At 73.9% G+C, this 26,701-nt stretch carries 21 protein-coding genes, 1 tRNA gene and 1 pseudogene; 9 read left to right on the top strand and 14 right to left on the bottom strand.

The features are described from left to right. The 3 genes and pseudogenes from ACFY0O_RS18900 to ACFY0O_RS18890 all read left to right on the top strand — a co-directional run. Positions 1 to 189, top strand: a pseudogene (locus tag ACFY0O_RS18900) (ABC transporter ATP-binding protein); the annotation flags it as partial. Continuing rightward, complete coding sequence (locus tag ACFY0O_RS18895; RefSeq protein WP_388947773.1) at positions 176 to 1,069, top strand: ABC transporter permease; 894 nt, start codon at positions 176 to 178, stop codon at positions 1,067 to 1,069. The pseudogene ACFY0O_RS18900 and the gene ACFY0O_RS18895, both read left to right, overlap by 14 nt. Before the next feature lie 14 nt (positions 1,070 to 1,083). Then, the gene (locus ACFY0O_RS18890; RefSeq protein ID WP_388947772.1) at positions 1,084 to 1,848 is read left to right on the top strand and encodes a sirohydrochlorin chelatase; all 765 of its coding nucleotides are present in this window, start codon (positions 1,084 to 1,086) and stop codon (positions 1,846 to 1,848) included. A gap of 73 nt (positions 1,849 to 1,921) precedes the next feature. Here the strand turns inward: ACFY0O_RS18890 and ACFY0O_RS18885 are convergent, their stop codons facing one another. The 4 genes from ACFY0O_RS18885 to mgt all read right to left on the bottom strand — a co-directional run bounded on the left by ACFY0O_RS18885 (position 1,922) and on the right by mgt (position 7,547). Next, the gene (locus ACFY0O_RS18885; RefSeq protein ID WP_388947785.1) at positions 1,922 to 4,369 is read right to left on the bottom strand and encodes a dolichyl-phosphate beta-glucosyltransferase; all 2,448 of its coding nucleotides are present in this window, start codon (positions 4,367 to 4,369) and stop codon (positions 1,922 to 1,924) included. Between the two features lie 248 nt (positions 4,370 to 4,617). Continuing rightward, entirely contained in the window at positions 4,618 to 5,619 is a 1,002-nt protein-coding gene (locus ACFY0O_RS18880; RefSeq protein WP_388947771.1) for a ketopantoate reductase family protein, read from the bottom strand. A 101-nt stretch (positions 5,620 to 5,720) separates the two neighbouring features. Further along, complete coding sequence (locus tag ACFY0O_RS18875) at positions 5,721 to 6,284, bottom strand: DUF1697 domain-containing protein (protein WP_388947770.1); 564 nt, start codon at positions 6,282 to 6,284, stop codon at positions 5,721 to 5,723. 9 nt (positions 6,285 to 6,293) lie between these two features. Further along, the gene (mgt, locus tag ACFY0O_RS18870) at positions 6,294 to 7,547 is read right to left on the bottom strand and encodes a macrolide-inactivating glycosyltransferase (protein ID WP_388947769.1); all 1,254 of its coding nucleotides are present in this window, start codon (positions 7,545 to 7,547) and stop codon (positions 6,294 to 6,296) included. A gap of 94 nt (positions 7,548 to 7,641) precedes the next feature. Here mgt and ACFY0O_RS18865 point away from each other — a divergent pair, with 94 nt between their 5' ends. Further along, positions 7,642 to 8,493: a phosphotransferase enzyme family protein gene (locus ACFY0O_RS18865; protein ID WP_388947768.1), complete on the top strand. Its 852-nt coding sequence runs from the start codon at positions 7,642 to 7,644 to the stop codon at positions 8,491 to 8,493. Positions 8,494 to 8,534: 41 nt separating this feature from the next. Here ACFY0O_RS18865 and ACFY0O_RS18860 read toward each other — a convergent pair whose 3' ends face one another. Together ACFY0O_RS18860 and ACFY0O_RS18855 are read right to left on the bottom strand one after the other, a co-directional pair. After that, positions 8,535 to 9,248, bottom strand: coding sequence for a 3'-5' exonuclease (locus ACFY0O_RS18860; RefSeq protein WP_388947767.1), 714 nt, complete (start codon positions 9,246 to 9,248; stop codon positions 8,535 to 8,537). A gap of 218 nt (positions 9,249 to 9,466) precedes the next feature. Beyond that, on the bottom strand, positions 9,467 to 10,720 hold the full coding sequence (locus ACFY0O_RS18855; protein ID WP_388947766.1) for an SAV2148 family HEPN domain-containing protein: 1,254 nt from the start codon (positions 10,718 to 10,720) through the stop codon (positions 9,467 to 9,469). A 295-nt stretch (positions 10,721 to 11,015) separates the two neighbouring features. Between ACFY0O_RS18855 and glgX the strand changes: the two genes are divergently transcribed. Next, on the top strand, positions 11,016 to 13,130 hold the full coding sequence (gene glgX, locus ACFY0O_RS18850) for a glycogen debranching protein GlgX (protein WP_388947765.1): 2,115 nt from the start codon (positions 11,016 to 11,018) through the stop codon (positions 13,128 to 13,130). Here glgX and ACFY0O_RS18845 read toward each other — a convergent pair. Beyond that, positions 13,115 to 14,428 carry an MFS transporter gene (locus ACFY0O_RS18845; RefSeq protein ID WP_388947764.1) on the bottom strand — a complete coding sequence of 438 codons (1,314 nt, stop codon included), beginning with the start codon at positions 14,426 to 14,428 and terminating at the stop codon, positions 13,115 to 13,117. The two genes, glgX and ACFY0O_RS18845, sit on opposite strands and share 16 nt — an antisense overlap. 82 nt (positions 14,429 to 14,510) lie before the next feature. Here ACFY0O_RS18845 and treY point away from each other — a divergent pair, with 82 nt between their 5' ends. Together treY and ACFY0O_RS18835 are read left to right on the top strand one after the other, a co-directional pair. Next, positions 14,511 to 16,775 (top strand): malto-oligosyltrehalose synthase, encoded by a 2,265-nt coding sequence (gene treY / locus ACFY0O_RS18840; protein WP_388947763.1) that lies wholly within the window; start codon positions 14,511 to 14,513, stop codon positions 16,773 to 16,775. A gap of 82 nt (positions 16,776 to 16,857) precedes the next feature. After that, the gene (locus tag ACFY0O_RS18835) at positions 16,858 to 18,087 is read left to right on the top strand and encodes a M14 family zinc carboxypeptidase (RefSeq protein WP_388947762.1); all 1,230 of its coding nucleotides are present in this window, start codon (positions 16,858 to 16,860) and stop codon (positions 18,085 to 18,087) included. Here ACFY0O_RS18835 and ACFY0O_RS18830 read toward each other — a convergent pair. Together ACFY0O_RS18830 and ACFY0O_RS18825 are read right to left on the bottom strand one after the other, a co-directional pair. After that, the gene (locus ACFY0O_RS18830; protein WP_388947761.1) at positions 18,069 to 18,584 is read right to left on the bottom strand and encodes a GNAT family N-acetyltransferase; all 516 of its coding nucleotides are present in this window, start codon (positions 18,582 to 18,584) and stop codon (positions 18,069 to 18,071) included. The genes ACFY0O_RS18835 and ACFY0O_RS18830 overlap by 19 nt on opposite strands. Positions 18,585 to 18,635: 51 nt before the next feature. Next, positions 18,636 to 19,208: an FHA domain-containing protein gene (locus ACFY0O_RS18825; RefSeq protein WP_388947760.1), complete on the bottom strand. Its 573-nt coding sequence runs from the start codon at positions 19,206 to 19,208 to the stop codon at positions 18,636 to 18,638. A 109-nt stretch (positions 19,209 to 19,317) separates the two neighbouring features. On the opposite strand from ACFY0O_RS18825, the gene treZ reads away from it, so the two are divergent. Continuing rightward, positions 19,318 to 21,069 (top strand): malto-oligosyltrehalose trehalohydrolase, encoded by a 1,752-nt coding sequence (gene treZ / locus ACFY0O_RS18820; RefSeq protein WP_388947759.1) that lies wholly within the window; start codon positions 19,318 to 19,320, stop codon positions 21,067 to 21,069. A 10-nt stretch (positions 21,070 to 21,079) separates the two neighbouring features. On the opposite strand, the gene ACFY0O_RS18815 is transcribed toward treZ, so the two are convergent. Together ACFY0O_RS18815 and ACFY0O_RS18810 are read right to left on the bottom strand one after the other, a co-directional pair. After that, a complete protein-coding gene (locus ACFY0O_RS18815) occupies positions 21,080 to 22,243 on the bottom strand; it encodes a M24 family metallopeptidase (RefSeq protein ID WP_388947758.1) in 1,164 nt (387 codons plus the stop codon). Beyond that, positions 22,240 to 22,569: a hypothetical protein gene (locus tag ACFY0O_RS18810; RefSeq protein WP_388947757.1), complete on the bottom strand. Its 330-nt coding sequence runs from the start codon at positions 22,567 to 22,569 to the stop codon at positions 22,240 to 22,242. The genes ACFY0O_RS18815 and ACFY0O_RS18810 overlap by 4 nt, the downstream gene beginning before the upstream one ends. A 376-nt stretch (positions 22,570 to 22,945) precedes the next feature. On the opposite strand from ACFY0O_RS18810, the gene ACFY0O_RS18805 reads away from it, so the two are divergent. Then, positions 22,946 to 23,018, top strand: a tRNA-His gene (locus ACFY0O_RS18805). Positions 23,019 to 23,087: 69 nt separating this feature from the next. Here ACFY0O_RS18805 and ACFY0O_RS18800 read toward each other — a convergent pair. The 3 genes from ACFY0O_RS18800 to ACFY0O_RS18790 form a co-directional block, all read right to left on the bottom strand. Beyond that, on the bottom strand, positions 23,088 to 23,909 hold the full coding sequence (locus ACFY0O_RS18800) for an alpha/beta fold hydrolase (protein ID WP_388947756.1): 822 nt from the start codon (positions 23,907 to 23,909) through the stop codon (positions 23,088 to 23,090). Between the two features lie 26 nt (positions 23,910 to 23,935). After that, positions 23,936 to 24,274 carry an XRE family transcriptional regulator gene (locus tag ACFY0O_RS18795; protein WP_079430306.1) on the bottom strand — a complete coding sequence of 113 codons (339 nt, stop codon included), beginning with the start codon at positions 24,272 to 24,274 and terminating at the stop codon, positions 23,936 to 23,938. 265 nt (positions 24,275 to 24,539) lie between these two features. Beyond that, on the bottom strand, positions 24,540 to 26,600 hold the full coding sequence (locus ACFY0O_RS18790) for a phosphocholine-specific phospholipase C (protein ID WP_388947755.1): 2,061 nt from the start codon (positions 26,598 to 26,600) through the stop codon (positions 24,540 to 24,542). Positions 26,601 to 26,701: the final 101 nt, after the last annotated feature.

Raw genomic sequence — 26,701 nt, 5'->3', positions numbered from 1 at the left:
AACGTCCGCGAGGCCGTCCGCCTCGCCCAGCGCGTCGTCCTCCTCTCCTCCCGCCCCGGCCGGGTCGCCAAGGAGTGGACCGTCGACATCCCCCAGCCCCGCCGCATCGAGGACGCGGACGTCGCGGAGCTGTCGCTCGAGATCACTGAACACCTGCGTGGGGAGATCCGCCGCCATGGCCAGCACTGACACCACCCCCAAGGCGGCGAAGGGCGACGACCTGGCCGGCCTGGAGGCCGGCCTCGACGCCCTCGACGCCGTCCAGACCCACCGCACCCCGGTGCGCGAGGTCCTCACCAAGAAGGTCCTGCCCCCGTTGCTGGCCGTCGGCCTGGTGCTGGTGGTCTGGCAGGTCCTGGTCTCGGCGAAGGTCACCGACGAGACCAAGCTGCCCGCCCTGTCGGCCGTCTGGCACAGCCTGACCGACATGTGGCTCAAGGGCACGCTCCTCGACGTCATCTGGACCTCGGTCTCCCGCGGTCTGCTCGGCTTCCTCCTCGCCCTGGCCATCGGCACCCCGCTGGGCCTGCTGGTGGCGCGCGTGAAGTTCGTGCGCGCCGCGATCGGCCCGATCCTCCAGGGCCTGCAGTCGCTGCCCTCGGTCGCCTGGGTGCCGCCGGCGGTGCTCTGGTTCGGCCTCAACGACGCCATGATGTACACGGTGATCCTGTTGGGCGCCGTCCCGTCCATCGCCAACGGACTCGTCTCCGGCATCGACCAGATCCCGCCGCTGTTCCTGCGGGCCGGCCGCACCCTGGGCGCCGGCGGCCTGCGCGGCGCCTGGCACGTCGTCCTGCCGGCCGCCCTGCCGGGCTACGTCGCCGGCCTCAAGCAGGGCTGGGCCTTCTCCTGGCGCTCCCTGATGGCCGCCGAGATCATCGCCAGCTCCCCCGACCTGGGTCTCGGCCTGGGCCAGCTGCTGGAGAACGGCCGGAACAACATCGACCTGCCGGGTGTTTTCCTGGCGATCGTCCTGATCCTGGTCGTGGGCATCGCCATCGACCTGCTGATCTTCAGCCCGGTCGAGCGCTGGGTGCTGCGCAGCCGCGGCCTGCTGGTCAAGAACTGAGATCCGAGCGTCCCATGTCCTCCCCCGCACTCCTGGTCATAGCCCACGGCAGCCGCGATCCGCGGCACGCGGCGACCGTGCACGCCCTCGTCGGGCGGGTGCGGTCGCTGCGGCCGGGGCTCCGGGTGGAGACGGCCTTCCTGGACTTCAACGGTCCCACCGTCCCCCAGGCCCTGGCCTCCCTGTACCTGTCGGGCGCCCGGGAGGTCGTGGCCCTGCCGCTGCTCCTCACCAGGGCCTTCCACGCCAAGGCCGACATCCCCGCGGTCCTCGCGGAGTCGGCCACCCGCCTGCCCGACCTCAGGGTCCGGGTGGCGGACGTGCTGGGCCCGCACCCCCTGCTGGTGGCCTCCCTGGAGCGCCGCCTCGCCGAGGCCGGTGTCGGCCTCACCCCGGCGGACCGCGCGACGACCGGTGTCGTCCTCGCGTCCGCCGGATCCTCGGACCCGGAGGCGATCGCAGTGATCGCTGAAATCGCGCGGGAGTGGCGGCACACCGGTTGGTGCGCCGTGCGGCCTGCGTTCGCCTCCGCCGCCCTTCCGCGCACGCAGGACGCCGTCCGCGCCCTGCGCGCCGAGGGCGTCAGCCGCGTGGCCGTGGCGCCGTACGTGATCGCCCCGGGCTTCCTCCCGGACCGCATCGTGGCGGGCGCCCGGGAGGCCGGCGCGGACGTGGTGGCGGACGTCCTGGGCGCGGCCCCGGAACTGGCCCGCCTGCTCCTGCGCCGCTACGACGCGGCCGCCCGGGCGGACGCCCCGCTCCGCGCCCTGACGGCCTGAGCCCGGACGCACACGCGAGGGGGGCCACAGCATTCGTGCTGTGGCCCCCCTCGGGCGTTTCCCACTCGGCCGCCTAGGAGGCGTCGACCTGCCAGATCAGGCAGTCGGCGACCTGCTTGGGCTCCTGGCCCAGCAGTCCGGAGAGGGTGTCGCGCAGCTCCGTGGCGCGCTGCTGGTGCACCGGCAGGACCAGCACGCCCGCCTTCCAGTACGCCAGGTCCGCACGGGCCTGGTCGCGCATCTGCGGGGTGATGTCCCGCGGGGGCTGGACGGTGCCCCAGCGGACGTCGTTGAGGAGGCTGGAGAGCATGCGCGGCTTGGCGCCGTAGATGCCGACGCGGTCGGGGCCGTCGGGACCGTTGAAGTACCCGCCGGCCAGCTTGAAGCCGAAGCCCGTGCTGCTCTGCCAGTGCAGGGCGGCGGCGGAGCCCGGGTCGGGGAGCGGCACGGGGACGAGCGAGCGGCCGCCCGCGACGTACTCCTTGTAGCGTCCCTCGGTGATGAAGGAGGGGACCGGCTGGCGGTCCTCGGTGACCAGGGGCAGCGGCAGGATCGGGACCAGGGCGGCGGCGACGGCGAGGTAGCCGACCGTGCGGTGGTCGCCGGAGCGGAAGCCCCGTATGCGGTCCAGCGCGAGGGCGAGCAGCATGCCGAAGACGGGGGCGCAGACCATCGCCACCCGGCTCTCGATCACGGACTCCAGCAGCGGGAGGTGGCGCATCAACCGCCACGGGGCGGGCACCGTGATGCCGAACTTGTCGAGCTCCACCTGGGGGCCGAGGGAGAGCACGGCCGCGACCACGGCGGTGAGGCCGAGGGCGCGGACGAGGGGGCGGCGCCACATCCACAGGGTGATGCCGATGGCCAGCGCGAGCAGCGGCCAGCCGTAGAAGGCGTTCTGCTCGGTGGTGTTCATCGACAGCTTGGCCGCGGTCTCGGCGTCGCCGAACAGGGAGCGCGCGGGGTACTCGCTGAGGGCGCGCAGCGGGTTGCCGGCGCCGTTGTCGCCGTGGAGCACCGAGTGGTAGCTCTGCGGTCCGAAGAACTGCCAGTACAGGGGGAAGGCGACCAGCGGTATGGAGACGGCCGCGCCGATGCCGAGGCCCTTGGCGAGCGGCTTGGCGGCGGCGCGCGCGGTGTCCCGGTCGTAGCAGGCGTGGATGAGGGCGAAGATCGCCATGCCCATCGCGGCCAGGAGGAAGGGCTCCTCGCCGAGGTAGATCTGGTAGGCGGTGAACAGGCCCAGGAGGACGCCGTCGCGGACCACGTTCTTGCCCGCGCACAGGCGCAGGGCCCGGTCGATGATCACCGGGATCATGAAGAGGACGACGAAGTTCGGGTGCGCGTTGGCGTGCGAGATCATCGGCGGCGCGAAGGCCGCCAGCGCGCCGCCGGCCGCGGCCGCCCAGCGGCTGTCCGTCAGCCGTCGGTGGATCAGCCAGTACCAGGCCCAGGCCGTGGCGGTGATGCCGAGGGTGAAGACCAGCGCCAGGGCGACGGTCGGGCCGAACAGCAGGGTGACCGGGGTCATCGGCACCGAGAGGCCGAGCATCACCGTGTTCGCCATCAGGTTCACGCCGTCCGGCATGTTCTGGAGGTCCGTGAACAACGGGTTGCGCAGGTGGGCGATGTTGTCGGCCGTGACGCCGAAGAACCACTCCCACTGGTTCTGGTCCTGGAGGGAGTGGGCCAGGATCGACCCGTCCAGGTCCGTCCAGAGCCCCTTGTAGAGGTAGAGGGAGGCCAGGAGGTAGAGGCCGGCGACGGCGAGGCCGCCCGCGTTCAGCCGCATCAGCTCGCCGAGGGTGCGCAGGTAGTCCAGCAGCTGCACCTTGGAGCCGTCCTGGTGGGCCCAGCGGACGGGTACTTCGGCGACGGGCCAGCCCTTGCGGCGGTAGTACTGGAGGATCTCGACGTCGATGGCCCAGCCGTCGAGCCGGGCGGCGCCGAACGCGGCCCGGGCCTGGTCCCCGTCGAACAGCTTGAACCCGCACTGCGTGTCGCGGATGCCGCGTACGGCGACCAGCCGGATGACCCGGTTGCCGACCCAGCCGAGGACCTCGCGCAGCACGCTCTGCTGGCGCTCGATGGCGGAGTCCCGGTGGGCGCGGGAGCCGATGGCCGCGTCCAGGGAGGGGTTGTCGGCCAGCGCCTGTTCCAGGCGGGCGAGTTCTTCTATGGGGGTCGCCAGGTCGGCGTCCATGATCAGTACGCGGCGGCCGAGGGAGGCGCGGACCCCCAGGCGCAGGGCGCTGCCCTTGCCCCTGTTCTCCTCCGACTGGACGAGCCGGATGCGGGGCTCGTCGGCCCCGGCCTCGAGGGCGATGGCGGCGGTCCGGTCCGGGGAGCCGTCGTCGACGACGATGACCTCCCAGTCGGCCTGGCCGCTGCCTACGTGCTCGTCGAGGTAGTCCCGGACCAGCTCCAGGGTCGGGGCGAGCCGCTCCTCTTCCCGGTAGGCGGGGATGACCACGGAGAGTCCGACAGACCCTGGTCCCTGGTTGTGGGGTTCGCCCGTGATGGTGGCACCTCGGGCCAGTCCGTTCTGCACATTCAAGCCGTTCGTCAAGTTGTTCTGCTCATCCGCGAGGCAGCGCCGAGCCGAACGCTCCGCACGTCAAAATCGCCACTGCACGTCAGCAGGTGCGGAGGCACTCGATGCCGGTGCATGGCGTCGTCGACCGCGTCGGGAAGCGATCATGGTCAGGCGATTGATTTGTGTGTGGCCTTCAGGGTTCCAGAACAATATAGGTCAGTCGCGGACACGGACTATCCTCGCCCTTCGGCCTCGTCGGCCAGGGCGGTCAGGTCGGCGACGGACATGGCTCCCGGGGGCAGGGACTCGCGGGCGAAGATGTTCGCGGCGTGGCGCAGGACGTCGTTGACCGGGGTGGGCACGCCGTGCAGGCGGCCCAGCAGGGTGATTTCACCGTTGAGGTAGTCGGCCTCGACCGAGCCGGTGCCGCGGGCCAGGCTCTGCCAGGAGGAGCCGCCCCGGACGCCGGCCGGCGGGACGACCTTGCCGTCGCGGGCCGCCGACTGGTCGGCTTCCGAGACGTAGTCGATACCGGCGGCGGCGAAGGCGGCCTTGGCCTCGCGGGCGGCGCGCAGCAGCAGGGCGGCCTTGGCCGGGTCGGGTTCGGGGCCGGTGGTGGCCTGGATCGCGTTGCCGAGGTTGCCGAGGAGTTTGGCGTACTTCCAGCGCATCACGTCCTCGACGACGGGGGCTTCGAAGCCGGCCCGGCCGAGGTCGGCGGCGACGGCCCGGATCCGCTCGTCGGACCCGCCGGCGGCCCGACCCAGGTGGAGGATGCCGGTCAGCGGGGTGCACAGCGCCGAGACCACGCCGGGTTCCAGGAAGGTGGCGGGGAGCCAGACGCAGACCCCGTAGACGCGGGCGAAGCGGCGCAGGGCGAGGCGCTCGCTCTCCACTCCGTTCTGGGCGCACAGCAGCGGCAGCCGCTGGGCGGCGGTGCCGCCTCCGGTGACCTCGGCGGCGCCCCAGGTGTCGAGGGCGGCGACGGCGTCCTGCGTCTTGACGGTCAGCAGCAGTACGTCGTCGGGGCGCAGGGCGCCGAGGTCGTCGGGGTGCGCGGCCACGGGGAGGCGGTGGACGCGTTCCCCGTCGGCGGTGGTGAGCCGCAGCCCCTTCGTCCGCAGCGCCTCGGCGTGCGGGCCCCGTGCGACGAGGACGACCTCCCGGCCGGTCTCCGCGAGCCGTCCCCCGATGGTCGCGCCGACCGCTCCGGCGCCGATGATGATGTAACGCATACCCAGAGCCTGGCACATGGCGCGTGGCGGGAGCCCACCGGGCCGCGGCGCACCGGCGCCGCCGGACACCGCCTCCTGCCGGTGCCGCGCCACGGCCGGGCCTAGGCCGTCAGCTCGACCAGCTTGACGACCGTGTTCCAGTTGCGGGTGGTCGCGTCGACGCCCTTGAGGACGGCCGGCTTGTGGAGCGCCGCGCCCAGTTCGGAGCTGCCCAGCCCGCCCGGGGCGTAGAGGTAGAGGACGCGGTCGCCCAGGCGGTACTCCTCGGGGAGGTAGGCGGCCGGGTCGAACGCCGCGAAGCGTTCGGGGGCGGGCTGCTCCGAGAAGAAGGTGACGTGCAGCTGCCTGCCCTCCAGTTCGGCCGCGGGGAACGGGCAGGCCTCGGCGACGGCGCGCAGGTAGGCGCCGTCGACCACCAGGACCTTCACCGGGAAGCCGAAGCGGGCCTCGACGGCCGCCTCCAGCTCCCGGGCGAGGGCGGCGGGGTCCTGGGCCGCGCTGCTGAAGACGGCGTTGCCGCTCTGCAGGTAGGTCCGCACGTCGCCGTGGCCGAGCCCCTCCAGCACGGAACGCAGTTCCGCCATGGGGACCTTCTTCCTCCCCCCGACGTTGATGCCGCGCAGCAGCGCCGCGTACTTCTTGACGGGAGCCGGTCTCTTGGTCATGGCCGCACCCTACTTCCGCCGCGGCAGCGCGTCCTCGATCAGGTCGGCGGCCTGCCGGGTGCCGCCCTCGGCGGCCATCTGCGCGCGGATCTCCTCGGCGCGGGCGGCGACCCGGGGGTCGGCGAGCAGGCCGAGGACGGCCTCGCGCAGGGTGGCCGCGTCGGCCTCCTCCATCGGGACGTGCCGCGCCACCCCGAGGGAGGCCAGCATGTCGGCGTTGCCGAACTGGTCGACGGCCTGGGGGACCGCGACCATCGGGGTCCCGGTGGCCAGGCCCTCCTGGCTGCCGCCCGCGCCGGCGTGGGTGACGAAGGCGTCGGCCTGCCGGAGGACGTCCAGCTGCGGGACCCAGCGGTGGACCTCCACGTTGGCCGGGACCTCCCCCAGTTCGGCCTCGTCGGTGAACTTGCCGATCTGCAGGACGACGTGCCAGTCGGGCAGGTCCCCGAAGGCCTCGACGCAGGCGCGGTAGAAGGCGGGCTGGTGGGTGAAGGTGGAGCCGAGCGAGACCAGCAGGACCTTCTTCCCCTCGGCGCCGGCCGGCCGTTCCCAGGTGCCCTGGGTGGCGCTGCGGTCGCCCTGACAGGCGCCGACGAAGGTGTGGACGGCCGGGTCGACCCGGTCGGCGTGCGGCTGAAGGACGCGCGGGATCAGCACGATGCTGCGCCGCGGGCGGGCGGTGAAGGCGTCCGCGTCCTGCTCGATGCCGTTCTCGTCCAGCCAGGCGCGGAAGCGGGCGCGGTAGGCCCGGCCGCGCTCGCTCGCGCGCAGTTCGGCCGTCATGGGGGCGCCCACTTCCTCCTCGTAGCCCTCCCAGGCCACCAGGTTCGGCGAGAGGGAGATCGCGGGAACCCCCCAGCGGTGGGCGAGGACGCGGGCCGTGTAGGAGGTGATGTCGTGGATCACGAGGTCCGGCACGTCGTCCTCGAAGGCGGCCGCGAGCTGCGGGAGCGACTGCACGGCGTCGTCCAGGAAGGGTTCGAGGTGGTCGATGAGCTCGGTGCCCCAGGCGTCCGGCCCGTCCTCGGTGGGCAGGACGGACGTCCAGACCACCGGGGTGGCGCCGGTCTCGGCGACGGTGTCGGCGAAGGCGGCGGGGATGGCGTAGCTGACGCGGTGGCCCCGCGCGACGAGCTCCCGGATCACTTCGATGCTCGGGTTCACGTGCCCGGGGGCGGCGATGGAGAACATGGCGATGTGGGCGGTATCGGCTGAGGTCATGTCAGCGACCCTAGAGAGACGATACGTCTCGTGCAACTTCATTTCCGCAGACCGGGCCCCCGCCGGCCACGGAATGGGAGACTTGGCGCATTCACGATCACCCCCACGACCAGCCGGCGAAGGACGAGACGAGCGCATGGACGAGGCACGGGCCAGGGACGTACTGACACGGGCGGGGCTCAGGGGACCGGCCGAGCTGCTCGCCTTCGGCGAGAACGCCGTCTTCGCCCTCGGGGACCTGGTCGTCAAGGTCGGCCGCGAGGCCGGGCTGCTGGAGCGGGCCGCACGGGAGCTGGCGGTCGCCGACTGGCTGGCCGGCGCCGGGATCCCCGCGGTCCGCGCGGCCGAGCCGAAGCCGCGGCTGGCCGACGGACACCCGGTGACCCTCTGGCACCGGCTCCCCGACGCGCTCCGCCCGGCCGGCCCCGAGGACCTCGCGGCGCTCCTGCGGCCGCTGCACGCACTGCCCGCGCCGCCCTTCGCACTCCCCGCCCGGGACCTCCTCGGCGGGGTCGAACGCTGGCTGCGGCTGGCCGGGACGGCCGTCGACCCCGAGGACGCGGCCTACCTGCGGGCCCGCCGCGACGCCTACGCCGGGCAGGTCGCCGCCCTCACCCCGCACCTGACCCCGGGTCCGATCCACGGCGACGCCCTGCCCCGCAACGTCCACGTCGGCCCGGACGGGCCGGTCCTGGTCGACCTGGAGACCGTCTCGACGGACCTGCGCGAGCACGACCTGGTGGTGATGGCCCTCTCCCGCGACCGCTACGGACTTCCGGCGGCCGACTACGAGGCCTTCACCGGCGCCTACGGCTGGGACGTCCGCGCGTGGGAGGGCTGCGCCCTGCTGCGCGGCGCCCGCGAGACGGCCAGCTGCGCCTGGGTCGCCCAGCACGCCCCGGCCAACCCGAAGGCCCTGGCCGAGTTCCGCCGCCGCGTGGCCTCCCTGCGCGACGGGGACCCCGAGGTGCGCTGGTACCCGTTCTGATGGACGTGACGCCGTGACCGCGGGAGGGCCGGCGCCGGTGGTCAGCGCCTCCGGGGTATGAGCGGCCAGGCCGGCTCGACGACCGCCGACGGGTCGGCGGTGCGGCGCAGGTAGGCCTGGAGGGAGACGGACTGTTCGGCCGCGGCGCGGACCTGGAGCTCGTGCAGGTCCGCCAGCGGCATCAGGCCGACCGGCCGGTGCCGCTGCGCCATGCGCCGTACCACGCGGGCGGCGGCCAGGGCGTCCGCCCGCGCGTCGTGCGCGTCGTCCAGCGCCACCCCGTAGTGGTCGCACAGCGCGTGCAGGGCGCGCTTGCCCTTGCGGTACTTGTCCACGTGCTTGTCGATCACCAGCGGATCGATGACCGGCCACGGCACGCCGCCCAGCCGCTCGCTGACCGACGCGACCCCGTGGCGCCGGCACTCCCGGTCCAGCAGGGACAGGTCGTATCGCGCGTTCATCACCACCAGGGGCGTCCCGAGGCGCAGCGCCCCGGCCACCGTCCGCGCGATCTCCTCGACGGCGGACGCGGCGGGCGCCCCGTGCGCCCGGGCGTGCTCCGTCGATATGCCGTGGATCGCCGACGCCTGCTCCGGTATGGCCACCCCGGGATCCAGCAGCCAGGTCCGCTCCCCCGCGACCGCCCCGTCCGCGTCCAGCCGCACCACCGCCGCCGTCACGATCCGGTCGGTCTCCACGTCGGTCCCGGTGGTCTCCAGGTCGAAGGCCGCCAGCGGCCCGCTGAGCCAGCTCATCGGACGGCTCCCGCCCCGCCGCGCGCGGCCGGCCGCCGGCCGCCCGGCACGGGCGACGCGCCTTCCCCCGGCCCCGCGCCCGCCGCCTCCTGGCCGGACCCCCCGCGCACTCCCCCGTGCCACGCCTCCATGACGCACCCTCCCCCGTTTTCCGGTCGACGCGTTTCAGCCTGCCACGAGGCACTGACACCGGACGCGGCCACCCCCGGGGGCCGAACTCAGGACACCGGGCGGGAGTCCTCCCAGACCGACTCGAACTCCTCCCGGTAGGTCTGGAACAGCCCGTGGTCCGCGTCCTTGGGAACCCCCCGGCCGCCCCCGCGCAGCACCAGCACCGGCGCCTCCATCCCCCGGGCCCGCCGCAGGTACGACTGCACCACCGCGATCCCCGAGGACTGCCCCTCCACCAGGTAGGCGGTGAAGCGGGGGGTCTCGTCGAAGACGTGGATGTCGAAGCGCGAGGGGTCCTTCAGGCCCGCCCGCACCCGGCGCACGTGCAGGATGTTCATCTCCACCGAGCGGCTCAGCTCGCCCTTGCGCAGCCCCAGCTCGCGCTCGCGCCGCTTGACCGCGCTGCTCGCCGGGTTCAGGAACAGCAGCCGAACCCGGCACCCCGCCTCCGACAGCCGCACCAGCCGCCGGCCCGAGAAGTTCTGCACCAGCAGGTTGAGGCCTATGCCGATCGCGTCCAGCCGCCGCGCCCCGCCGAACAGGTCCTCCGCCGGCAGCAGCCGCTGCAGCCGCACCCGGTCCGGGTGGACGGAGATCACGTCCGCGTACCGGTCCCCGACGAGGTCCTCGACGGCGTCGATCGGCAGCCGGTCCGCCGAGGGGCTGCCCGAACCGGCCCCCAGCACCTCCAGCAGCCGCGCCGACGCGCGCTCCGCCTGCTCCAGCACCGCCCGCGACAGCGCCCGGTTGCGGGAGACCACGTTCCGCGTGACCTCCAGCTCGTCCAGGGCCAGCTCGATCTCGCGCCGGTCGTCGAAGTACGGCTCGAAGCACGGCCAGTGCTGGACCATCAGCTCCCGCAGCTGCGGCAGCGTCAGGAAGCTCAACACGTTGTCGTCGGCCGGGTCGAGGAGGTAGCCCTTGCGTCGGCTCACCTCGCGCACCGCCACCGCCCGCTGCACCCACTCCTGCCCGGCCGGGCCGGCGGCCGCCACCACCCAGTCGTCCCCGCCGTGCACGGGCTCGTAGACGGGCCGCAGCACGGCGCCGACCACCGACCGCAGCCGCTGTTCGATGAGGTTCAGCCAGATGTACGCACGCCCCGCGCGCTGGGCCCGGGTCCGGACCTCGCTCCACGCCTCGGCGCTCCAGTCCAGCTCCGCCCCGGCGCGCACCTCCCCGGCCGCCGGCTGGGCCAGCGACACCGCCGCCGCGGCCCCCGGCACACCGCCTGGGGCGTCCGCCGGGCCGCCCTCCTGACCGCTGTCACCAGGGGGCAGCTCCAGACCTCCCGAGCTCACTCGTGCACCGCCTTCTGCGTCCGGACGCCCGTCTCCAGTGATCACGGAAGGGTACTCCGCGCGCGCGGCCCGATGCAGCCCGAAGCCGGCCGAGGTGATCACGCCCACCCCCGTCCGACTGTCCGTCAGACCATTATGTGATGCCCGGACGGTCCGTCGATCCGCATATCAGCTCTCCGGTTCACCCGTCAGGAGCATCCCAAGTCCACGCGTGCGGAGCCGGTTTCGGGGAAGATTCGGCAGAGACGTGATCCGCGCCGGACCGACCGGACCAAGAGGGAAAGAGTCGTTGCTGATGCAGGTCTGGCCGGGACAGGCATATCCGCTCGGCGCCACGTACGACGGCGCCGGCACCAACTTCGCGGTCTACTCCGAAGCCGCGCGCCGCGTCGAGCTGTGCCTGCTGCACGACGACGGCTCCGAGACCGCCGTCGAGCTCCGCGAGACGGACGCCTTCGTCCGGCACGCCTACCTCCCCGGGGTGATGCCCGGCCAGCGGTACGGATTCCGGGTGCACGGCCCGTACGAGCCCGAGCGCGGGCTGCGCTGCAACGCGGCCAAGCTGCTGCTGGACCCCTACGCCCGGGCCGTCAGCGGGCGGATCGCCTGGGGCGAGGAGGTCTACGGCTACCACTTCGGCCGCCCCGACTCGCGCAACGACCTGGACTCGGCCCCGCACACGATGAGTTCGGTCGTGGTGAACCCGTACTTCGACTGGGCCAACGACCGCCCGCCGCGCCACGAATACCACCACACGGTGCTCTACGAGGCCCACGTCAAGGGCTTGACCATGCGTCACCCCGCCCTCCCGGAGGAGCTGCGCGGCACCTACGGGGCGCTGGCCCACCCGGCGGTCATCGACCACCTGGTCAAGCTGGGGGTGACGGCGCTGGAGCTGATGCCCGTGCACCAGTACGTCAACGACCACCGGCTCGCCAACGACGGGCTCAGCAACTACTGGGGCTACAACACCATCGGCTTCTTCGCCCCGCACAACGGCTACGCCTCCGGCGACCGGGGCGAGCAGGTGCTGGAGTTCAAGTCGGCGGTGCGCGCCCTGCACGAGGCCGGGATCGAGGTGATCCTGGACGTGGTCTACAACCACACCGCCGAGGGCAACCACCTGGGCCCCACCCTCTCCTTCCGGGGCCTGGACAACGCCTCGTACTACCGGCTCGCGGAGGACCCCCGGCACTACATGGACACCACCGGCACCGGGAACTCCCTCCTGATGCGCTCTCCGCACGTCCTCCAGCTGATCATGGACTCGCTGCGGTACTGGGTCACCGAGATGCACGTGGACGGCTTCCGCTTCGACCTCGCGGCCACCCTGGCCCGGCAGTTCCACGAGGTCGACCGGCTGTCCTCGTTCTTCGACCTGGTGCAGCAGGACCCGGTCGTCAGCCAGGTCAAGCTGATCGCGGAACCCTGGGACCTGGGCGAAGGCGGCTACCAGGTGGGCAACTTCCCGCCACTGTGGACCGAGTGGAACGGCAAGTACCGCGACACCGTACGGGACCTGTGGCGCGGACAGCCGCGCACGCTCGCGGAGTTCGCGGGCCGGCTGACGGGCTCCTCGGACCTCTACCAGGACGACGGCCGCCGCCCGCTGGCCTCCATCAACTTCACCACCTGCCACGACGGCTTCACCCTGCACGACCTGGTCTCGTACAACGAGAAGCACAACGAGGCCAACCGGGAGGGCAACCGCGACGGCGAGACCCACAACCGGTCCTGGAACTGCGGCGTCGAGGGCCCCACCGAGGACCCGGCCGTCCTGGAGCTGCGCGAACGGCAGATGCGCAACTTCATCGCCACGCTGATGCTCTCGCAGGGCGTGCCCATGCTCAGCCACGGCGACGAGTTCGCCCGCTCCCAGAACGGCAACAACAACGCCTACTGCCAGGACAACGAACTGTCCTGGGTGACCTGGCCCGAACCGGGCAAACCACCGCCCGCGCTGCTGGAGTTCACCCGCCGGATGGTGTGGCTGCGCCGCGACCACCCGGTGTTCCGGCGGCGCCGCTTCTTCCACGGCCGGCCGGTCGAGGGCACCCACGACGAACTCTCCGACATCGCCTGGTTCACCCCGCACGGCGAGGAGATGCGGGCCCGGGACTGGCAGGCGCAGCACGCCCGGGCCCTGACGGTGTTCCTCAACGGGGAGGCCATCTCCGAGCCCGGCACGCGCGGGGAGCGGATCACCGACGACTCGTTCCTGCTGATGTTCAACGCGGGCCCCGACCACCAGGAGTTCACCATTCCGGCCGGGCACGGCGCGCACTGGCGGCTGGTCGTGGACACCTCCCGGGCGGAGGTGCCGGCCCCCGGCACCGGGCCGCAGTACGCGGCCGGGGACCGGGTGGCGCTCACGGGCCGGTGCCTGGCGGTGCTTCAGCGCCCGGCGTAGCCCGCGGCGCCGCCCGGCGCGCCCCGCCCCTCGACGGACCCGGTGCGCTGCGCCGGGATGAACGCCCGGGCGGGCTCCGCGGCCGGGACCGGGGGCCGGGCCGCCGGGACCCGGGTGGCCAGGGCGATGGCCAGGCACAGCGCGGCCGCGCCCACCGCCACGGCGAAGGCGCCGGCGGGCCCGTACGCCTCGGCGAGCCGCCCGGAGACGGCCAGCGCCACGGCCTGCCCGGCCACCAGCGAACTCGCCGCGAAGGCCATCGACTCGGCCAGGCGCGCGGGCGCGACGACCCGTTCCGTGAGCGCGAACGCGGTGATCAGGTGCGGGGCGTAGGCGGCCCCGAGGACGGTCACGACCGCGTACAGCGGCCACAGCGTCCGGGTGAACAGCAGCGGCACCGACAGCACCAGCGCCGCGCCCGTCGCCACCCGCCAGCGCAGCCGCAACCCGAAGCGGGCGGGCAGCGCACCGAGGGCGAGGCCCACGCCGGCGCTGACCACCCCCATGGCGGCGTACACGATCCCGGCCTGTCCGGGCACGCCCAACCGGGCGGTGAGGGAGGCGATGCCGGCCTGGCAGGCGCCGAACATGGCGCCCTGGAGGGCCAGGGAGGCGCGAACGGCGTGGACCACCCGGGGTTGGCGGGGCGCCCGTACGCCCTCGGCACGGGCCCGGGCGGGGCTCGCGGCCGTGACGGCGGCGGTCGGGTGCAGGGCGTAGGCGGTGCCGAAGACGGCGACGAGGGCGGCCGCCCCGGCGAGGGCGACCGCCGGGTGCAGGACGAGGGCGGCCAGGCCGACGAGGGCCGGGCCGAAGACGAAGGAGACCTCGTCGAGGGTGCCCTCGAGCGAGTGCACGGCCCCCACCACCCCCTCGCCGGCCTTCGCCCGGTGCGCGAGCGCCACGGAGCGGGTCCGGGCGAGCGGCCCGATCAGCGGTACGGAGGCCCCAGCGACGGCGCCGACGGCGGCGAGCGCGGGGGTGGCCAGGCCCGTGAGGGCCCCGGCGACGAGGGCGGCGGTGGCCAGGGCGTTGACCGCCGCCGCAGCGAGGACGACGGGGCGTTGCCCGTGCCGGTCGGCGAGCCGCCCCAGGACGGGCCCGAAGACCACCTGGCCGGCGGAGAGCGTGCCGCCGACGATGCCTGCGGTGGCGAGGGAGCCGCTGGTCTCGGACACCAGCAGGACGCTCCCGAACTGGGACATCGCGACGGGCAGTCGGGCGAAGAACGAGACGACGGGGAGGAGGGGGCCGGTCAGGGCGATGACGCTTCGGTACGTGCCGAGGGTTGAAACCACTTGATCGACACTAACGCCGCGCAGTCACCCGGATGCATTGGGTCATGGCACGGAATCGCGTGGGCTGGGTACGTACGTTCTCATGAGCCAGCGGTATTCAATCAGCCAATCGGAATCCGACGTTCAGAAAGCCGTCATTCCGGCGTCGACGTACCGTCTCCAGATGACGCCCGCGTTCCCCTTCGCGGCGGCCGGGGCGGCTCTGCCGTACCTCGCCTCCCTCGGCGTGTCGCACCTGCACCTGTCCCCCGTCCTGGAGGCCGTGCCCGGATCGGCCCACGGCTACGACGTCACCGACCACGGGCGGGTGCGGGAGGAACTCGGCGGGGAACGGGGCCTGCGCGCCCTGGCCGCCGCCGCGCGGGAGCGGGGGCTCGCGCTGGTGCTCGACATCGTCCCGAACCACATGGCGGTGCCCTCGCCGCTGCGACTGAACCGGCCCCTGTGGGAGGTGTTGCGGGAGGGGCCGGGTTCGTCCTACGCCAGGTGGTTCGACATCGACTGGGAGGCGGGCGGCGGGCAGCTCCTGCTGCCGGTGCTCGCGGATCCCGACGAGCCCTTCACGGTGGACGCGGGGGCGGGCCTCCTGCGCTGCGGGGACCACGAGTTCCCCCTGCGCGCCGGCACGGCCGGCCTCCCCCTCCCGCGGCTGCTGGCCGCGCAGTGGTACCGGCCCGCCTGGTGGCGCGAGGCCCGAACCTCCCTCAACTACCGGCGTTTCTTCACCATTTCGGACCTGATCGGGGTGCGGGTGGAGGACCCCGCCGTCTTCGCCGCCACCCACGCCAAGGTGCTGCAGCTGGTCCGGGACGGGGTGGTCGCGGGCCTGCGCATCGACCACGTCGACGGCCTGGCCGACCCCGAGGAGTACCTGCGGCGGCTGCGGGCGGCGGCCGGGCCGCACTGCTGGGTGGTCGTGGAGAAGATCCTGGCCCGTGACGAACGCCTGCCGCCGTCCTGGCCGGTGGCGGGCACCACCGGCTACGACGCACTGCACCGGGTGGACGGGGTGTTCACCGACGCGGCGGGCACGCGCGAACTGGCCCGCGCGTACGGGGAGTCGACGGACACGCCCGCCTGGGAGGACACCGCCGAGACGGCCGCCAGGGAGGTCCTGACCGGCGACCTGGCCGCCGAACTGGCCACCCTGGAACGCTGGACCGGCCCCGACATCGCCCCCGCCGTCCGCGAGTTGCTCATCGTCTCGCCCGTCTACCGCACCTACCCCCGCGGCCCGGGCCCGGACCCGCGGACCCTGGCCCGCACCGCCGCACGGGCCGGCACGGCCGCCGTGGACGGCGTACGCGCCCTGCTGGAGCGGGACCCGGCCTTCGAGGCCCGCTTCGCCCAGACCTCGGCGGCCCTGCGCGCCAAGTCCCTGGAGGACCGCGCCTTCTACCGCTGGGCCCCGCTGCTGTCGGCGACGGAGGTCGGCGGGGAACCGGGGGCCCCGGCGGTGGCGGTGGCGGAGTTCCACGCGTACTGCGAGGAACGCGAACGGGAGCAGCCCGCCGCGGGCACGGTCCTGTCCACCCACGACACGAAGCGCAGCGCGGACGTCCGCGCCCGGATCGCCGTGCTCTCCCAGGCTCCGCAGGCGATGGGGCCGGTGGACGGCCCCGACCCTCAGCTGGCCTGGGCGGCCCGGCAGAGCGCGCTCGGACTGGGCGACGTCCCCGAACGGGGCCCCCGGCTGGCGGCGGCCCTCCTCAAGGCCGCACGGGAGGCCGGGCTGCGCACCTCCTGGACCGACCCCGACGAGGCGTACGAGGCCACCCTCGCGGACCTCGTCCCCCCGGGCCCGCTGGAGCTGCCGCCGCCCCTGGCGGAGGCGGCCCGGGCCAACGTGCTGGGCATGACCCTGCTCCACCTGACCATGCCGGGGGTGCCGGAGGTCTACCAGGGCTCCGAGTCCGAATTCCGCGCCCTGGTGGACCCGGACAACCGCCGCCCGGCCGAGTTCCCCGGGGAGGCCCTGGCCGCCCTGGACGCGGGCGCCGCCCCGCTGACCCTCGGGGAGGAGAAGCTCGCCCTGACGGCCACCCTGCTGCGCCTGCGCCGCTCCCGCCCGGCCCTGTTCAGGGGCTACGCCCCCCTGACGGCCCGGGGCCCGGCCGCCGACCACTGCCTGGCGTACTCCCGCCCGGGCGGCCTGGTCGCGGTCGCCACCCGCCTCTCGTACCGCCTGGCCCAATCGGGCGGCTGGCGCGACACCACCCTCCCCCTCCCCCCGGGCCAGTGGCTCCCGGCCCGGGGGAAGGCCCCGTCGACCCCGTGGGAGGGGGAGGTCGACGTGGCCCGCCTGCTCGGGGGGTGGCCGGTGGCTGCGCTGGTGAGGGCGGGGTAGGCGGGGCGGGGCCCTGACATGCTCGCACCGGCACAGACGTTCGGGTGCAGTAGGGCGGGGGTATGGCGGGCATGGCATGGGGGTGAGCCTCCTCCCTGACGCGCGTTATCCCGCCCCGCACGAACTCGCCCTGGCCGCCCGCGCGATGGCGGACGAGTACCCCGCACGGGTGCGGCTGCGTCAGGTCGGGGAGTCGCGGGGCGGGCGGCCTCTGTGGGTGCTCTCCGTCGAGGGGCGCGGCGGGGGTGAGGTGCTGGTCGTCGCGGGGGCGCACGCCAACGAGCCCGTCGGCGGGGCGACCGTGCTGGAGCTCGCGCGGCGGGTGGGCGAGGGCCTGGGCGACGGGGCGGGCTGGCACTTCCTGCTCTGCGCCGACCCCGACGGCGCGGCGCTGCACCGCACCCCCCGCCCGGTCTCGCTGCTCGACTACCACCGGCACTTCTACCGTCCGCCCGGCCCCGAACAGCCGGAGTGGGCGCCGTCGTTGCTCCCGCCGGACCGGCTCCCGCCGGAGTCCCTCGCGCTGACCGGGCTCATCGACGAGCTGCGTCCCGTGCTCCAGGTGTCCCTGCACGGTACCGACCTCGGCGGCTCGTGGGTGCAGCTCACCCGGGACCTGCCCGGGCTGGCCGAGCCGTTCGGGAAGTCGGCCGCCGAGCTGCGGATCCCGGTGGAGACCGGGGCCTCCGACGCCGCCGGGTGGGCCTCCCCCGGCCCGGGGATCTTCGTGATGCCGGACGCGGGGGTGATGGGGTCCCACTCCGAGGACACCCGGCTGAGCACCTGGTGCCACCGGGCGACCACGACCGCGATCGTCGAGGTGCCCATGTGGGCCTCCGACCTCGTGGACGATCCCGTCCCGCACCCGGACCCGAGGGGCGCCCTGCGGATGCTGGCCGGGCGGCTGGGCGGGGAGGCGGCCCGGGTCGCGGAGCTGCGCGAGGGGGTCGGGGCGGCGGACCCGGACTCCGCCGCGCTGCTGCGGGCGGTGGACTGGACGCTGCGGCTGATCCCGCAGGTCACCGCCGCCTGGGCGGGCCCCGGGGCGCCGGCCGGGACGACGACGGCCGCCCTGGCCAGTGTCGACGCCTTCGGGCGGCGCCTGACGCTGCGGGCCGCCGCGATGCTGCTGCGGGTGGTGCGGGCGCAGGGGCATCCGGCGGTTGCGGGCCTGGACGGCCTGGTGACGGGGTGGTGCGAGGAGTTCTCGGCGCGGTTCCGGGCCCGCCGGGTCCCGGTGGCCACGCAGGTGGAGCACCAGGCCCGGACGGTCCTCGCCGCCCACCGGTGTCTTCAGACGGGCCAGGCGTAGCGGCGCTTGGCCCGGCCGTCGGCGCCGAGGCGGTCGTAGAAGCGGATCGCGCCCTCGTTCCAGTCGGGGGTCTGCCATTCGACGTGGCCGAGGCCGCGTTCGCGGGCGAGGCCCGCCACGGCCTCCATCAGGGCGGCGCCCAGGCCGTGGCCGCGGGCGTCCTCGGCCAGGTAGAGGCAGTCCATGTGGAGGTAGGGGGAGGCGTCCCAGAAGGCGAACTCCTCCGAGCAGGCCGCGTATCCGGCGAGCGTGCCGTCGGGGGTCTCGGCGAGCAGCACCCAGAGGCGGGCGTCTTCGGCGAACAGCCGGGGTGCGAGCCGTTCGGCGAGGCCGGCCGGCCGGGGGGCCGCCTTCTCGTAGGCGACGTGTTCGTGGATGAGCTCGACGAGCCGGGGCATGTCCTCGGGCCGGACGAACCGGACGCGGGGGCCGGAGGCGGCCTCAGGCGACGGCGTGGGGTCCGGGGCGGGGTCGGAGGTCGGGAAGTCGTGGTCCATGGGAGGACATCCTGCCCCCGGCGCAGCGCCCGCCGCCCGGCGGCCTTCGGCTCAGCCCGCCGTCAGCCGGAAGGTCATCTTCCCGAACCCGACCTGGTCCCCCACCCGCACCACGGCCACCCCCGTGACCCGGCGTCCGTTGACGGTGGTGCCGTTCGTGGAGCCGAGGTCCCGCAGCAGCCACGCCCCGTCCCGCAGGCTCAGCTCCGCGTGCGCCCGCGAGACCGTGTCGTGGCTCAGGCGCAGCCCGTTGCCCGGGTCGCGGCCGATCCGCAGCGGGCCGGCGGCGGGATGCGGGAGCAGCAGCTTCGGGAGCCGTTCGGCCTGCCAGGCCCGCCGGACCCCCACCGACACGGCCGAGGCGCGTCCCACCCAGCCGAACAGCCGGTGGGTCCACGGGCTTTCGGCGCCGAGCGGGCCCTCGCGGGTCTGCAGGTCGGCCAGGAGCACGGCCAGGTCTTCGGAGCGGCGGGCGACCAGCGCGAGTTCCATCCGGCGCAGGAAGGTGTCGTGCGACAGCCTCCCGAGGGCCGCGCCCTCCCTGAGCTGGCCCAGCGCCCGGTCCCGTTCCGCGTCGGACACGCGCGGGACGGGGAAGGCGGGGAACTCGAAACTCGACGTCACAGGGTGATTGTCGGCCCGTCGGGTGCGGAGTGTCCAGAACTCCCCCGGAGGGCCCTGAATGATGGGCACGATACGCATGCCACGTCGGCCGAGGACAAGGGGACCGTCCGTGCAGTTCGAGGTGTGGGCACCGCTGACAGGTCGGGTCGCGCTGCGACTGAACGACTCCGCCTACGAGATGACGCCCGACCCGGCACCCGACCGCCCGGGGTGGTGGACGGTCGAGGCCCCGGCGGCCGACGGCGACCGGTACGGGTTCGTGCTCGGCGACGATCCGGCGGTGCGTCCGGACCCGCGCGGCCGGCGGCTGCCGGACGGCACCGAGGGCCTCTCCGCCGTGGTCGACTTCGAGCCCCTCACCCCGCGTACCGCGCCCCCGCGCCTCCCGCTCCAGGACGCGGTGCTGTACGAGCTGCACATCGGCACGTTCACCCCCGAGGGCACCTTCGACGCCGCGGCCGCCCGCCTGGGGCACCTGGTCTCGCTGGGCGTGACGCACGTGGAGCTGATGCCGGTCTGCCCCTTCCCGGGCCGGCACGGCTGGGGCTACGACGGGGTGGCGCCCTGGGCGGTGCACGAGCCGTACGGGGGCCCGGCGGGGCTGGCGCGGTTCGTGGAGGCGGCGCACGCGGCGGGCCTGGGGGTGGTGCTGGACGTGGTCCACAACCACCTGGGCCCGTCCGGGAACCACCTCCCCGCCTTCGGCCCGTACTTCACCGACACCCACCACACGCCCTGGGGCGCGGCGGTGAACCTGGACGCGCCGGGTTCGGACGAGGTCCGGGCCTACCTGATCGGGAGCGCGCTGGCCTGGCTGCGGGACTACCGGATCGACGGGCTGCGGCTGGACGCGGTGCACGCGCTGGCCGATGGGCGGGCGCTGTCCTTCCTGGAGGAGCTCTCGGCGGCGGTGGACGCGCTGGCCGCCGAGTCGGCGCGGCCGCTGTTCCTGATCGCCGAGTCCGACCAGTGCGACCCGCGCCTGACCACGCCGCGGGCTTCGGGCGGCCTCGGCCTGCACGCGCAGTGGAACGACGACTTCCACCACGCCCTGCACACCGCGCTGACCGGCGAATCCCAGGGCTATTACGCCGACTTCGCCGCCGCCCCGCTGGGGGCGGTGGCCAAGACCCTGACCCGGGGGTTCTTCCACGACGGCACCTGGTCCTCCTTCCGGGGCCGCTCCCACGGCCGTCCGGTGGACCGCCGGCGCACGCCGGCGCACCGCTTCCTCGGCTACTCCCAGACCCACGACCAGGTCGGCAACCGGGCGCTGGGCGACCGGTTGTCGGCGTCCCTGTCGCCGGGGCTGCTGGCCTGCGCGGCGACGCTGGCGCTGACGGGGCCGTTCGTGCCGATGCTGTTCATGGGCGAGGAGTGGGGGGCGGGGACGCCCTGGCAGTACTTCACCGACCACCAGGACCCGGAGCTGGCCGAGGCGGTGCGCAGCGGCCGGCGCCGGGAGTTCGCGGCGCACGGGTGGAAGGCGGAGGAGGTGCCGGACCCGCAGGACCCGGCGACCCGGGACCGGTCGTGCCTGGACTGGGCGGAGCCGGAGCGGGAGTCGCACGCCTGGCTGCTGGAGTGGTACCGGACGCTGATCCGGCTGCGCCGTACGCAGCCGGACCTGCGCGACCCGGACCTGGCGGCGGTCCGGGTCGCCTACGACGAGGAGCGGCGGTGGCTGACGTTCCGGCGGGGTGACGTGCGGGTGGCGGTCAACCTGGGGACGGAGTCGGTGACGGTGGCGCTGGGCCGCAACGGGGTGCGGGTGCTGGCCTCGTGGGAGCCGGTGGAGCCTCCGGGGCCGGACGGGCGGCTGCGCGTGCCGGGCGAGTCGGCGGTGGTGCTGGGCCCGTAGCCGTCGGGGGCTATTCCACGATCGCCATCTCCCGCGGGGCCCCGTTGAGGCGGCGGCCGCCGTCCTGCGTGACGGTGACGATGTCCTCGATGCGGACGCCGAAGCGGCCGGGCAGGTAGACGCCCGGTTCGACGGAGAAGCACATGCCGGGGACGAGGGGCTGTTCCTCGCCCTCGACCATGTACGGCGGTTCGTGCGTGGTGACGCCGATGCCGTGGCCCGTGCGGTGGATGAAGCGGTCGCCGTAGCCGAACTCGGTGATGACGGCGCGGGCGGCGCGGTCGACGTCCTGGCAGGCGGCGCCGGGGCGGACGGCGGCGAAGCCGGCCTGCTGGGCTTCGCGGACGATGTCGTGGACGCGCTGTTCCTCGGCGGTGGGTTCGCCGACGTGGACGGTGCGGGAGATGTCGGAGCCGTAGCCGTGCTTGAGGCCGCCGAAGTCGAGGACGACCATGTCGCCGTGCCGGATGACGCGGTCGCCCGCCTCGTGGTGGGGGTTGGCGCCGTTGGGGCCGGAGCCGACGACGGTGAAGTCCACCTGGGAGTGGCCGTGTGCGCGCAGGAGTGCGGCGAGGTCGCCGGCGACGTCGCTCTCGCGGCGGCCGGCGAAGGGGACGTGGAGGATCTGCGCGTAGGCGGCGTCGGCGGCGGCACCGGCGGCGGTGAGGCGGGCGAGTTCGCGGTCGTCCTTGACGGCGCGGAGCATGGGCAGGGCGTCGGTGAGCGGGGTGTAGGTGGTGGTGGGCAGCTCCTTCTGCAGGCCGAGGAGGTGGAGTGCCCAGGTGTTGTCGCTGACGCCGAAGCGGCCGCCGGCGTCGAGGAGCGGGGAGGTGACCGCGTAGGGGTCCTTGCCGTCGGTCCAGTCGCGCAGGGTGAGGGCCCCGGCGCCGGGGGCCTTGGCGGCGTCGGGGGCTTCGAGGGCGGGGACGACGAGGACGGGGTCCTGGCCGGCGGCGAGGACCAGCAGGGTGAGCCGTTCGGTCTCGGCGGTGGGGCGGTAGCCGGTGAGGTGGGCGAGGTCCGGGCCGGGTGCGATGAGCAGGCCGGCGAGGCCGGCGTCGGCGGCGGCCCGGGCGGCGGCGGCCATGCGGGCGGAGTAGTCGGCGGTGGTGAAGGGGGCCGGCTCGGGGTGCGCGGCGGCCCCGGCGGGCTCAGGGCTGGGTGCGGTGGTCATACGGGGATCCTCCCGTGAGGCGTGCGGCGAGCGCAGCGGCCGCGCCGGTCGGGTTCCGGGGCGCCAGGAGCTCCGGCGCCGGCTTCGGCGATGCGGCGGGGCAGCGGGACGAGGCCGTGTCCGGCGGTGGCGAGGGCGTGCAGGGCGCGCAGGCCGGTGCCGTCGTAGCGCAGGGCGTGGGCGGGGGTGAGGGGCAGGCCGGCGTCGGCGAGGTCGTCCAGCCGGACGGCGGCCCGCGGCGACCCCGGTGACCTTGAGCGGGGCCACGTCGGGCAGCCGGAGGGGGTCGCTGGGGGCGGCGGGGCCGTCGACGAGGCCGAGGTCACAGTCCCCGGCGGCGGCGAGGGTGACCCGGCCGGGCGGGGCGGCGGCCAGGCGCAGCACGTCGGGGCGGGCGGCGTCGAGCCGCAGCAGGAGGGGGCCGGCGTGGGCGCAGCCGGGGGCGCTCGCGGAGTCCGTGCTCACCGCGCACGGACCGCGGCTGTCGGGCCGCGACGAGGAGGGACAGGTGCGGATGGCGGCCGGAGCTCGCCGGGGACGGATCGCGGCCGCAGCCGGTGGTGCGGGCCCTGGCCGGCGGCCGTCACGCCCGGCCGCGAGCCTGGCCGGCGGCCGGGCCGCCGGATATGGCGTCGCGGAACCACCCATCTGATCGGCTATGCTGTGCTTGCACGACGAACGGGTGGTCCGCCGCCCTTCGTGGTGGGTGTAGCTCAGTTGGTAGAGCACCTGGTTGTGGTCCAGGTGGCCGCGGGTTCGAGTCCCGTCACTCACCCTTCCGTTCCCGTAGGGGGTACGAGGTCCGCCTCGTACCCCCTACGGGCGTTCCCGGAGCCCGCCCCGCTCATCCGCGGAGGAAGGCCTCCACCTCCGTGACGAAGGCCACGGGGGTCTCGTGGGGCGGGTAGTGGCCGGCGCCGGGGATCGTGACGACCGTGCAGTCCGGGTACCAGACCTGCCAGGTGGCGCGCATCACATCGGCCGTGAGGGCGAGGTCGTACTCCCCGACGAGGACGAGGACCGGGACGGTGTTGCCCTTGACGGCGGAGGCCAGGTCGCGGGGCTGCCAGTCGGCGAGGTAGCCGGCGAAGGCCTCGGGGCGGGAGACGGCCTGGGAGTGGGCCACCATCCGGTCCAGCCAGTGGCGGCTCGCGCGGTGTCCGGTCACGAGGTCGAGGATCGCGCGGCGCTTGCCGGGGTCCTCGGCGGCGCCGTAGAAGAGGGTGTGGGTGGCGTCGTCCATCTCGTAGGGCGCCGCCGGGACGGGACAGAGCCCGATCAGCTTCTCGATCCGCTCGGGTGCGCGGACCAGGACCTGCTGGACGGCCTTGCCGCCCATGGAGTGGCCGAGCAGGGAGAAGGTGTCCCAGCCGAGTTCGTCGGCGAGTTCGAGGACGTCGTCGGCGATCTCGGGGAGGGTGTGGCGGCCGGGGACGTCGCGGCGTGCGCCGTAGCCGCGGTAGTCGAGGAAGGCGTACGAGAACCCTTCGGGGTCGAGGTAGTCGAGCACGGAGCCCCAGTTGGCGGAGGTCCCGAACCAGTCGTGCAGCACGATGACGCGGACGGGACCGGTGCCGATCCTGCGGTGGGCGATGGCCATGCGTTCTCCCTCGGTGACGGTGACGATGACGGTGACGGGGGAACCGCCGCCGTTCGTTCTGCCCACCGCGCCTACGATCACACCGCCCGACGTCACGCCACCGTGTACTCGGTGTCGCCGAAGTCCGCCACGACGCGCAGGTGTCCGCCGATCGCCTCCACGTAGGACCTCAACGTGGCGACCTCGGTCCGATCCATGTCGCCGTTCTCGATCGCCGACACCCGCGGCGCGGAAACACCCATGGTCTCGGCCACGTCCCGCTGTGTCAGTGCCTGTTCCTGCCGGATCTCGGCCAGCCGGTACGCCCGGACCTCGGCCAGGAGCCGGTCCATCGCCGCCCGCTTCTCGGCGGCAGACCTGACGGGCAGCCCCTCGGCGGCCCGACGCTCGCGCACCTGACGCTTCGCTTCCTCCCACCCGATGCCGTTCATTCGTACTCCCTGGTGTCGAGCTCGGCGAGGTGAGCCTGGTACCGCTTCTCCGCGAGCGGGATGTTCACCTCGTACCACCTCTGCCAGTTTCCCGCCCTGTCCCCGCATGTGGTGCTGCTCCGCGCTGTCCCAGTCCGTCCGCGCCAATTCGTCGAACCATGCGGCCACCTCGCCCACGAGGATCACTTCCCATTGCGCGACGCCCGCGAAGTTAACGCAAGCGTTAACCGCGCGGGCGCGATGCGGGCGGGTTCACCCGGAAGGGTCAGACGGTCTTGATCGCCGGGTCCGAGACGCCCGTGGCGCCCGTTTCGACGTGGCCCGCGAAGCGGCGCAGGAAGGTGGTGTCCGCGTCGGAGACCACCGTGACGTCGTACCAGCGGCCCGAGGCGCGCAGGTCGACCGTATAGGGGACGGTGGCGCCCGGGTTGACCTTGAAGGTCTGGGCGGCGCCGCCGTAGGCGTTGGTGACCGTGAGGTTGACGGCGGTGGTGCCGCCGTTGGTCATGCTCAGGGTCAGGTTGCCGGTGGCGTCCGCGTGGCGGGCCGTGACCTCGGGGCCGGCCTTCTTCGCCGGGCCCTTCCAGGTGCGCAGGAAGCCGTTGGGGCCCCAGACCGTGAGGTCGATCTTGTTGCCGGTGGAGCTGCTGGTGCTCCAGGTGTCCGACAGGGTCTTGCCCGCCTCGACCGAGTAGGGCCAGGGGCCGTCCGTGCGGTTGCCGGAGGTGCTGTGGAAGTGGGCGCCGAGCTTCGGGCCGGAGGAGAAGGTCAGCGTGAACTTGCCGGTGGAGACGGTGCGCGCGCCGTCCACGTAGGGGCTGTAGCCCAGGGCGCGGGTGGGCTTGGAGCCGGCCTCCTGCTTGGGCAGGGTGCCCGTGGCCGGCGGGACCGGGTGGTAGGAGGGGTGCGTGTTGTGGTCCGCCGGGACGTAGGCGCTGGTGGAGGGCAGGGACGCGGGGGTGGCGTCGGCCTGGGTGAAGTCGAACGCCGAGGTCAGGTCGCCGCAGACGGCCCGGCGCCAGGGCGAGATGTTGGGCTCCTGCACCCCGAAGCGCTTCTCCATGAACCGGATCACCGAGGTGTGGTCGAAGGTCTCGGAGCAGACGTAGCCGCCCTTGCTCCAGGGGGAGACCACGATCATCGGGACCCGGGGGCCCAGGCCGTACGGGCCGGCGGCGTAGCCGGCGCTCCCGGCGTACAGGTCGCGGGTGACGTCGGCGGTGGACAGGCCCCACGCGGAGGAGGCCGGCGGGTACGGGGGCACGACGTGGTCGAAGAAGCCGTCGTTCTCGTCGTAGGTGATGAAGAACGCCGTCTTCGCCCACACCGCCGGGTTGGCGGTCAGCGCGTCCAGGACCTGGGAGATGTACCAGGCGCCGAAGTTGACCGGCCAGTTCGGGTGCTCGCTGAACGCCTCGGGGGCGGCGATCCAGGAGACCTGCGGCAGGGTGCCGTTCACGACGTCCGCGCGCAGCTTGTCGAAGTAGCCCTCGCCCGCCTTGGCGTTCGTGCCGGTGCGCGCCTTCTCGTACAGGGCGTCGCCGGGCTGGGCGTTGCGGTAGCTGTTGAAGTAGAGGAGCGAGTTGTCGCCGTAGTTGCCGCGGAAGGCGTCGCCGATCCAGCCCCAGCCGCCGGCGGCGTTCAGGCCGTCGCCGATGTCCTGGTAGATCTTCCAGGAGACCCCCGCCGCCTCCAGGCGCTCCGGGTAGGTCTTCCAGCCGTAGCCCGCCTCCTGATTGCCGAGGACGGGACCGCCGCCGGTGCCGTCGTTGCCGGTGTGGCCCGTCCACAGGTAGTAGCGGTTGGGGTCGGTGGCGCCGATGAAGGAGCAGTGGTAGGCGTCGCACACGGTGAAGGCGTCGGCGAGGGCGTAGTGGAAGGGGATGTCGTCCCGCGTCATGTACGCCATCGTCGTGGTCGTCTTGGCGGGGACCCACTTGTCGTACTTGCCGTTGTTGTAGGCCTGGTGGCCGCCGGCCCAGTCGTGGTTGAGGCCCTCGACGAACTGCATGCCGAGGTCGTTGACCTGCGGGTGGAAGGGGAGGATGTCCTTCGTCCCGTTGGACTGGTAGAAGACCGACTTTCCGTTGTCCTGGAGCACGGGCCGCGGGTCCCCGAAGCCGCGGACGCCCTTCATCGAGCCGAAGTACTGGTCGAAGGACCGGTTCTCCTGCATGAGGACGACGATGTGCTCGATGTCCTGGATGGTTCCGGTGCTGCCCTGCGCCGGTATGGAGGCGGCGCGGGCGATGCTCTCGTTCAGCATCGCGGCGGCGGCGGTGCCGCCGGCGATCTGGAGGAACCTGCGTCGGTTCAGTTCAGCCATGGTGTGACGACCTCTGGGGGTGGAGGGGGGAGTCGGGCGCCCCAAGGACAGCGGCCCCGGGGTACCGGACGGAGATCCCTGTCTGACGTCGGGCCGTACAG

Origin of the sequence: Streptomyces sp. NPDC001594 (assembly GCF_042893675.1) — a bacterium.
GTDB lineage: Bacteria > Actinomycetota > Actinomycetes > Streptomycetales > Streptomycetaceae > Streptomyces.
This window is presented reverse-complemented; position numbering and strand designations above follow the sequence as displayed.

Bases quoted from the DNA above. Each gene is read 5' to 3' on its own strand.
- ACFY0O_RS18895 (WP_388947773.1), top strand. From the start codon at position 176: ATGGCCAGCACTGACACCACCCCCAAGGCGGCGAAGGGCGACGACCTG.
- ACFY0O_RS18890 (WP_388947772.1), top strand. From the start codon at position 1,084: ATGTCCTCCCCCGCACTCCTGGTCATAGCCCACGGCAGCCGCGATCCG.
- ACFY0O_RS18880 (WP_388947771.1), bottom strand. From the start codon at position 5,619: ATGCGTTACATCATCATCGGCGCCGGAGCGGTCGGCGCGACCATCGGG.
- ACFY0O_RS18875 (WP_388947770.1), bottom strand. From the start codon at position 6,284: ATGACCAAGAGACCGGCTCCCGTCAAGAAGTACGCGGCGCTGCTGCGC.
- mgt (WP_388947769.1), bottom strand. From the start codon at position 7,547: ATGAAGTTGCACGAGACGTATCGTCTCTCTAGGGTCGCTGACATGACC.
- ACFY0O_RS18865 (WP_388947768.1), top strand. From the start codon at position 7,642: ATGGACGAGGCACGGGCCAGGGACGTACTGACACGGGCGGGGCTCAGG.
- ACFY0O_RS18860 (WP_388947767.1), bottom strand. From the start codon at position 9,248: ATGAGCTGGCTCAGCGGGCCGCTGGCGGCCTTCGACCTGGAGACCACC.
- glgX (WP_388947765.1), top strand. From the start codon at position 11,016: ATGCAGGTCTGGCCGGGACAGGCATATCCGCTCGGCGCCACGTACGAC.
- treY (WP_388947763.1), top strand. From the start codon at position 14,511: ATGAGCCAGCGGTATTCAATCAGCCAATCGGAATCCGACGTTCAGAAA.
- ACFY0O_RS18830 (WP_388947761.1), bottom strand. From the start codon at position 18,584: ATGGACCACGACTTCCCGACCTCCGACCCCGCCCCGGACCCCACGCCG.
- ACFY0O_RS18815 (WP_388947758.1), bottom strand. From the start codon at position 22,243: ATGACCACCGCACCCAGCCCTGAGCCCGCCGGGGCCGCCGCGCACCCC.
- ACFY0O_RS18795 (WP_079430306.1), bottom strand. From the start codon at position 24,274: ATGAACGGCATCGGGTGGGAGGAAGCGAAGCGTCAGGTGCGCGAGCGT.
- ACFY0O_RS18790 (WP_388947755.1), bottom strand. From the start codon at position 26,600: ATGGCTGAACTGAACCGACGCAGGTTCCTCCAGATCGCCGGCGGCACC.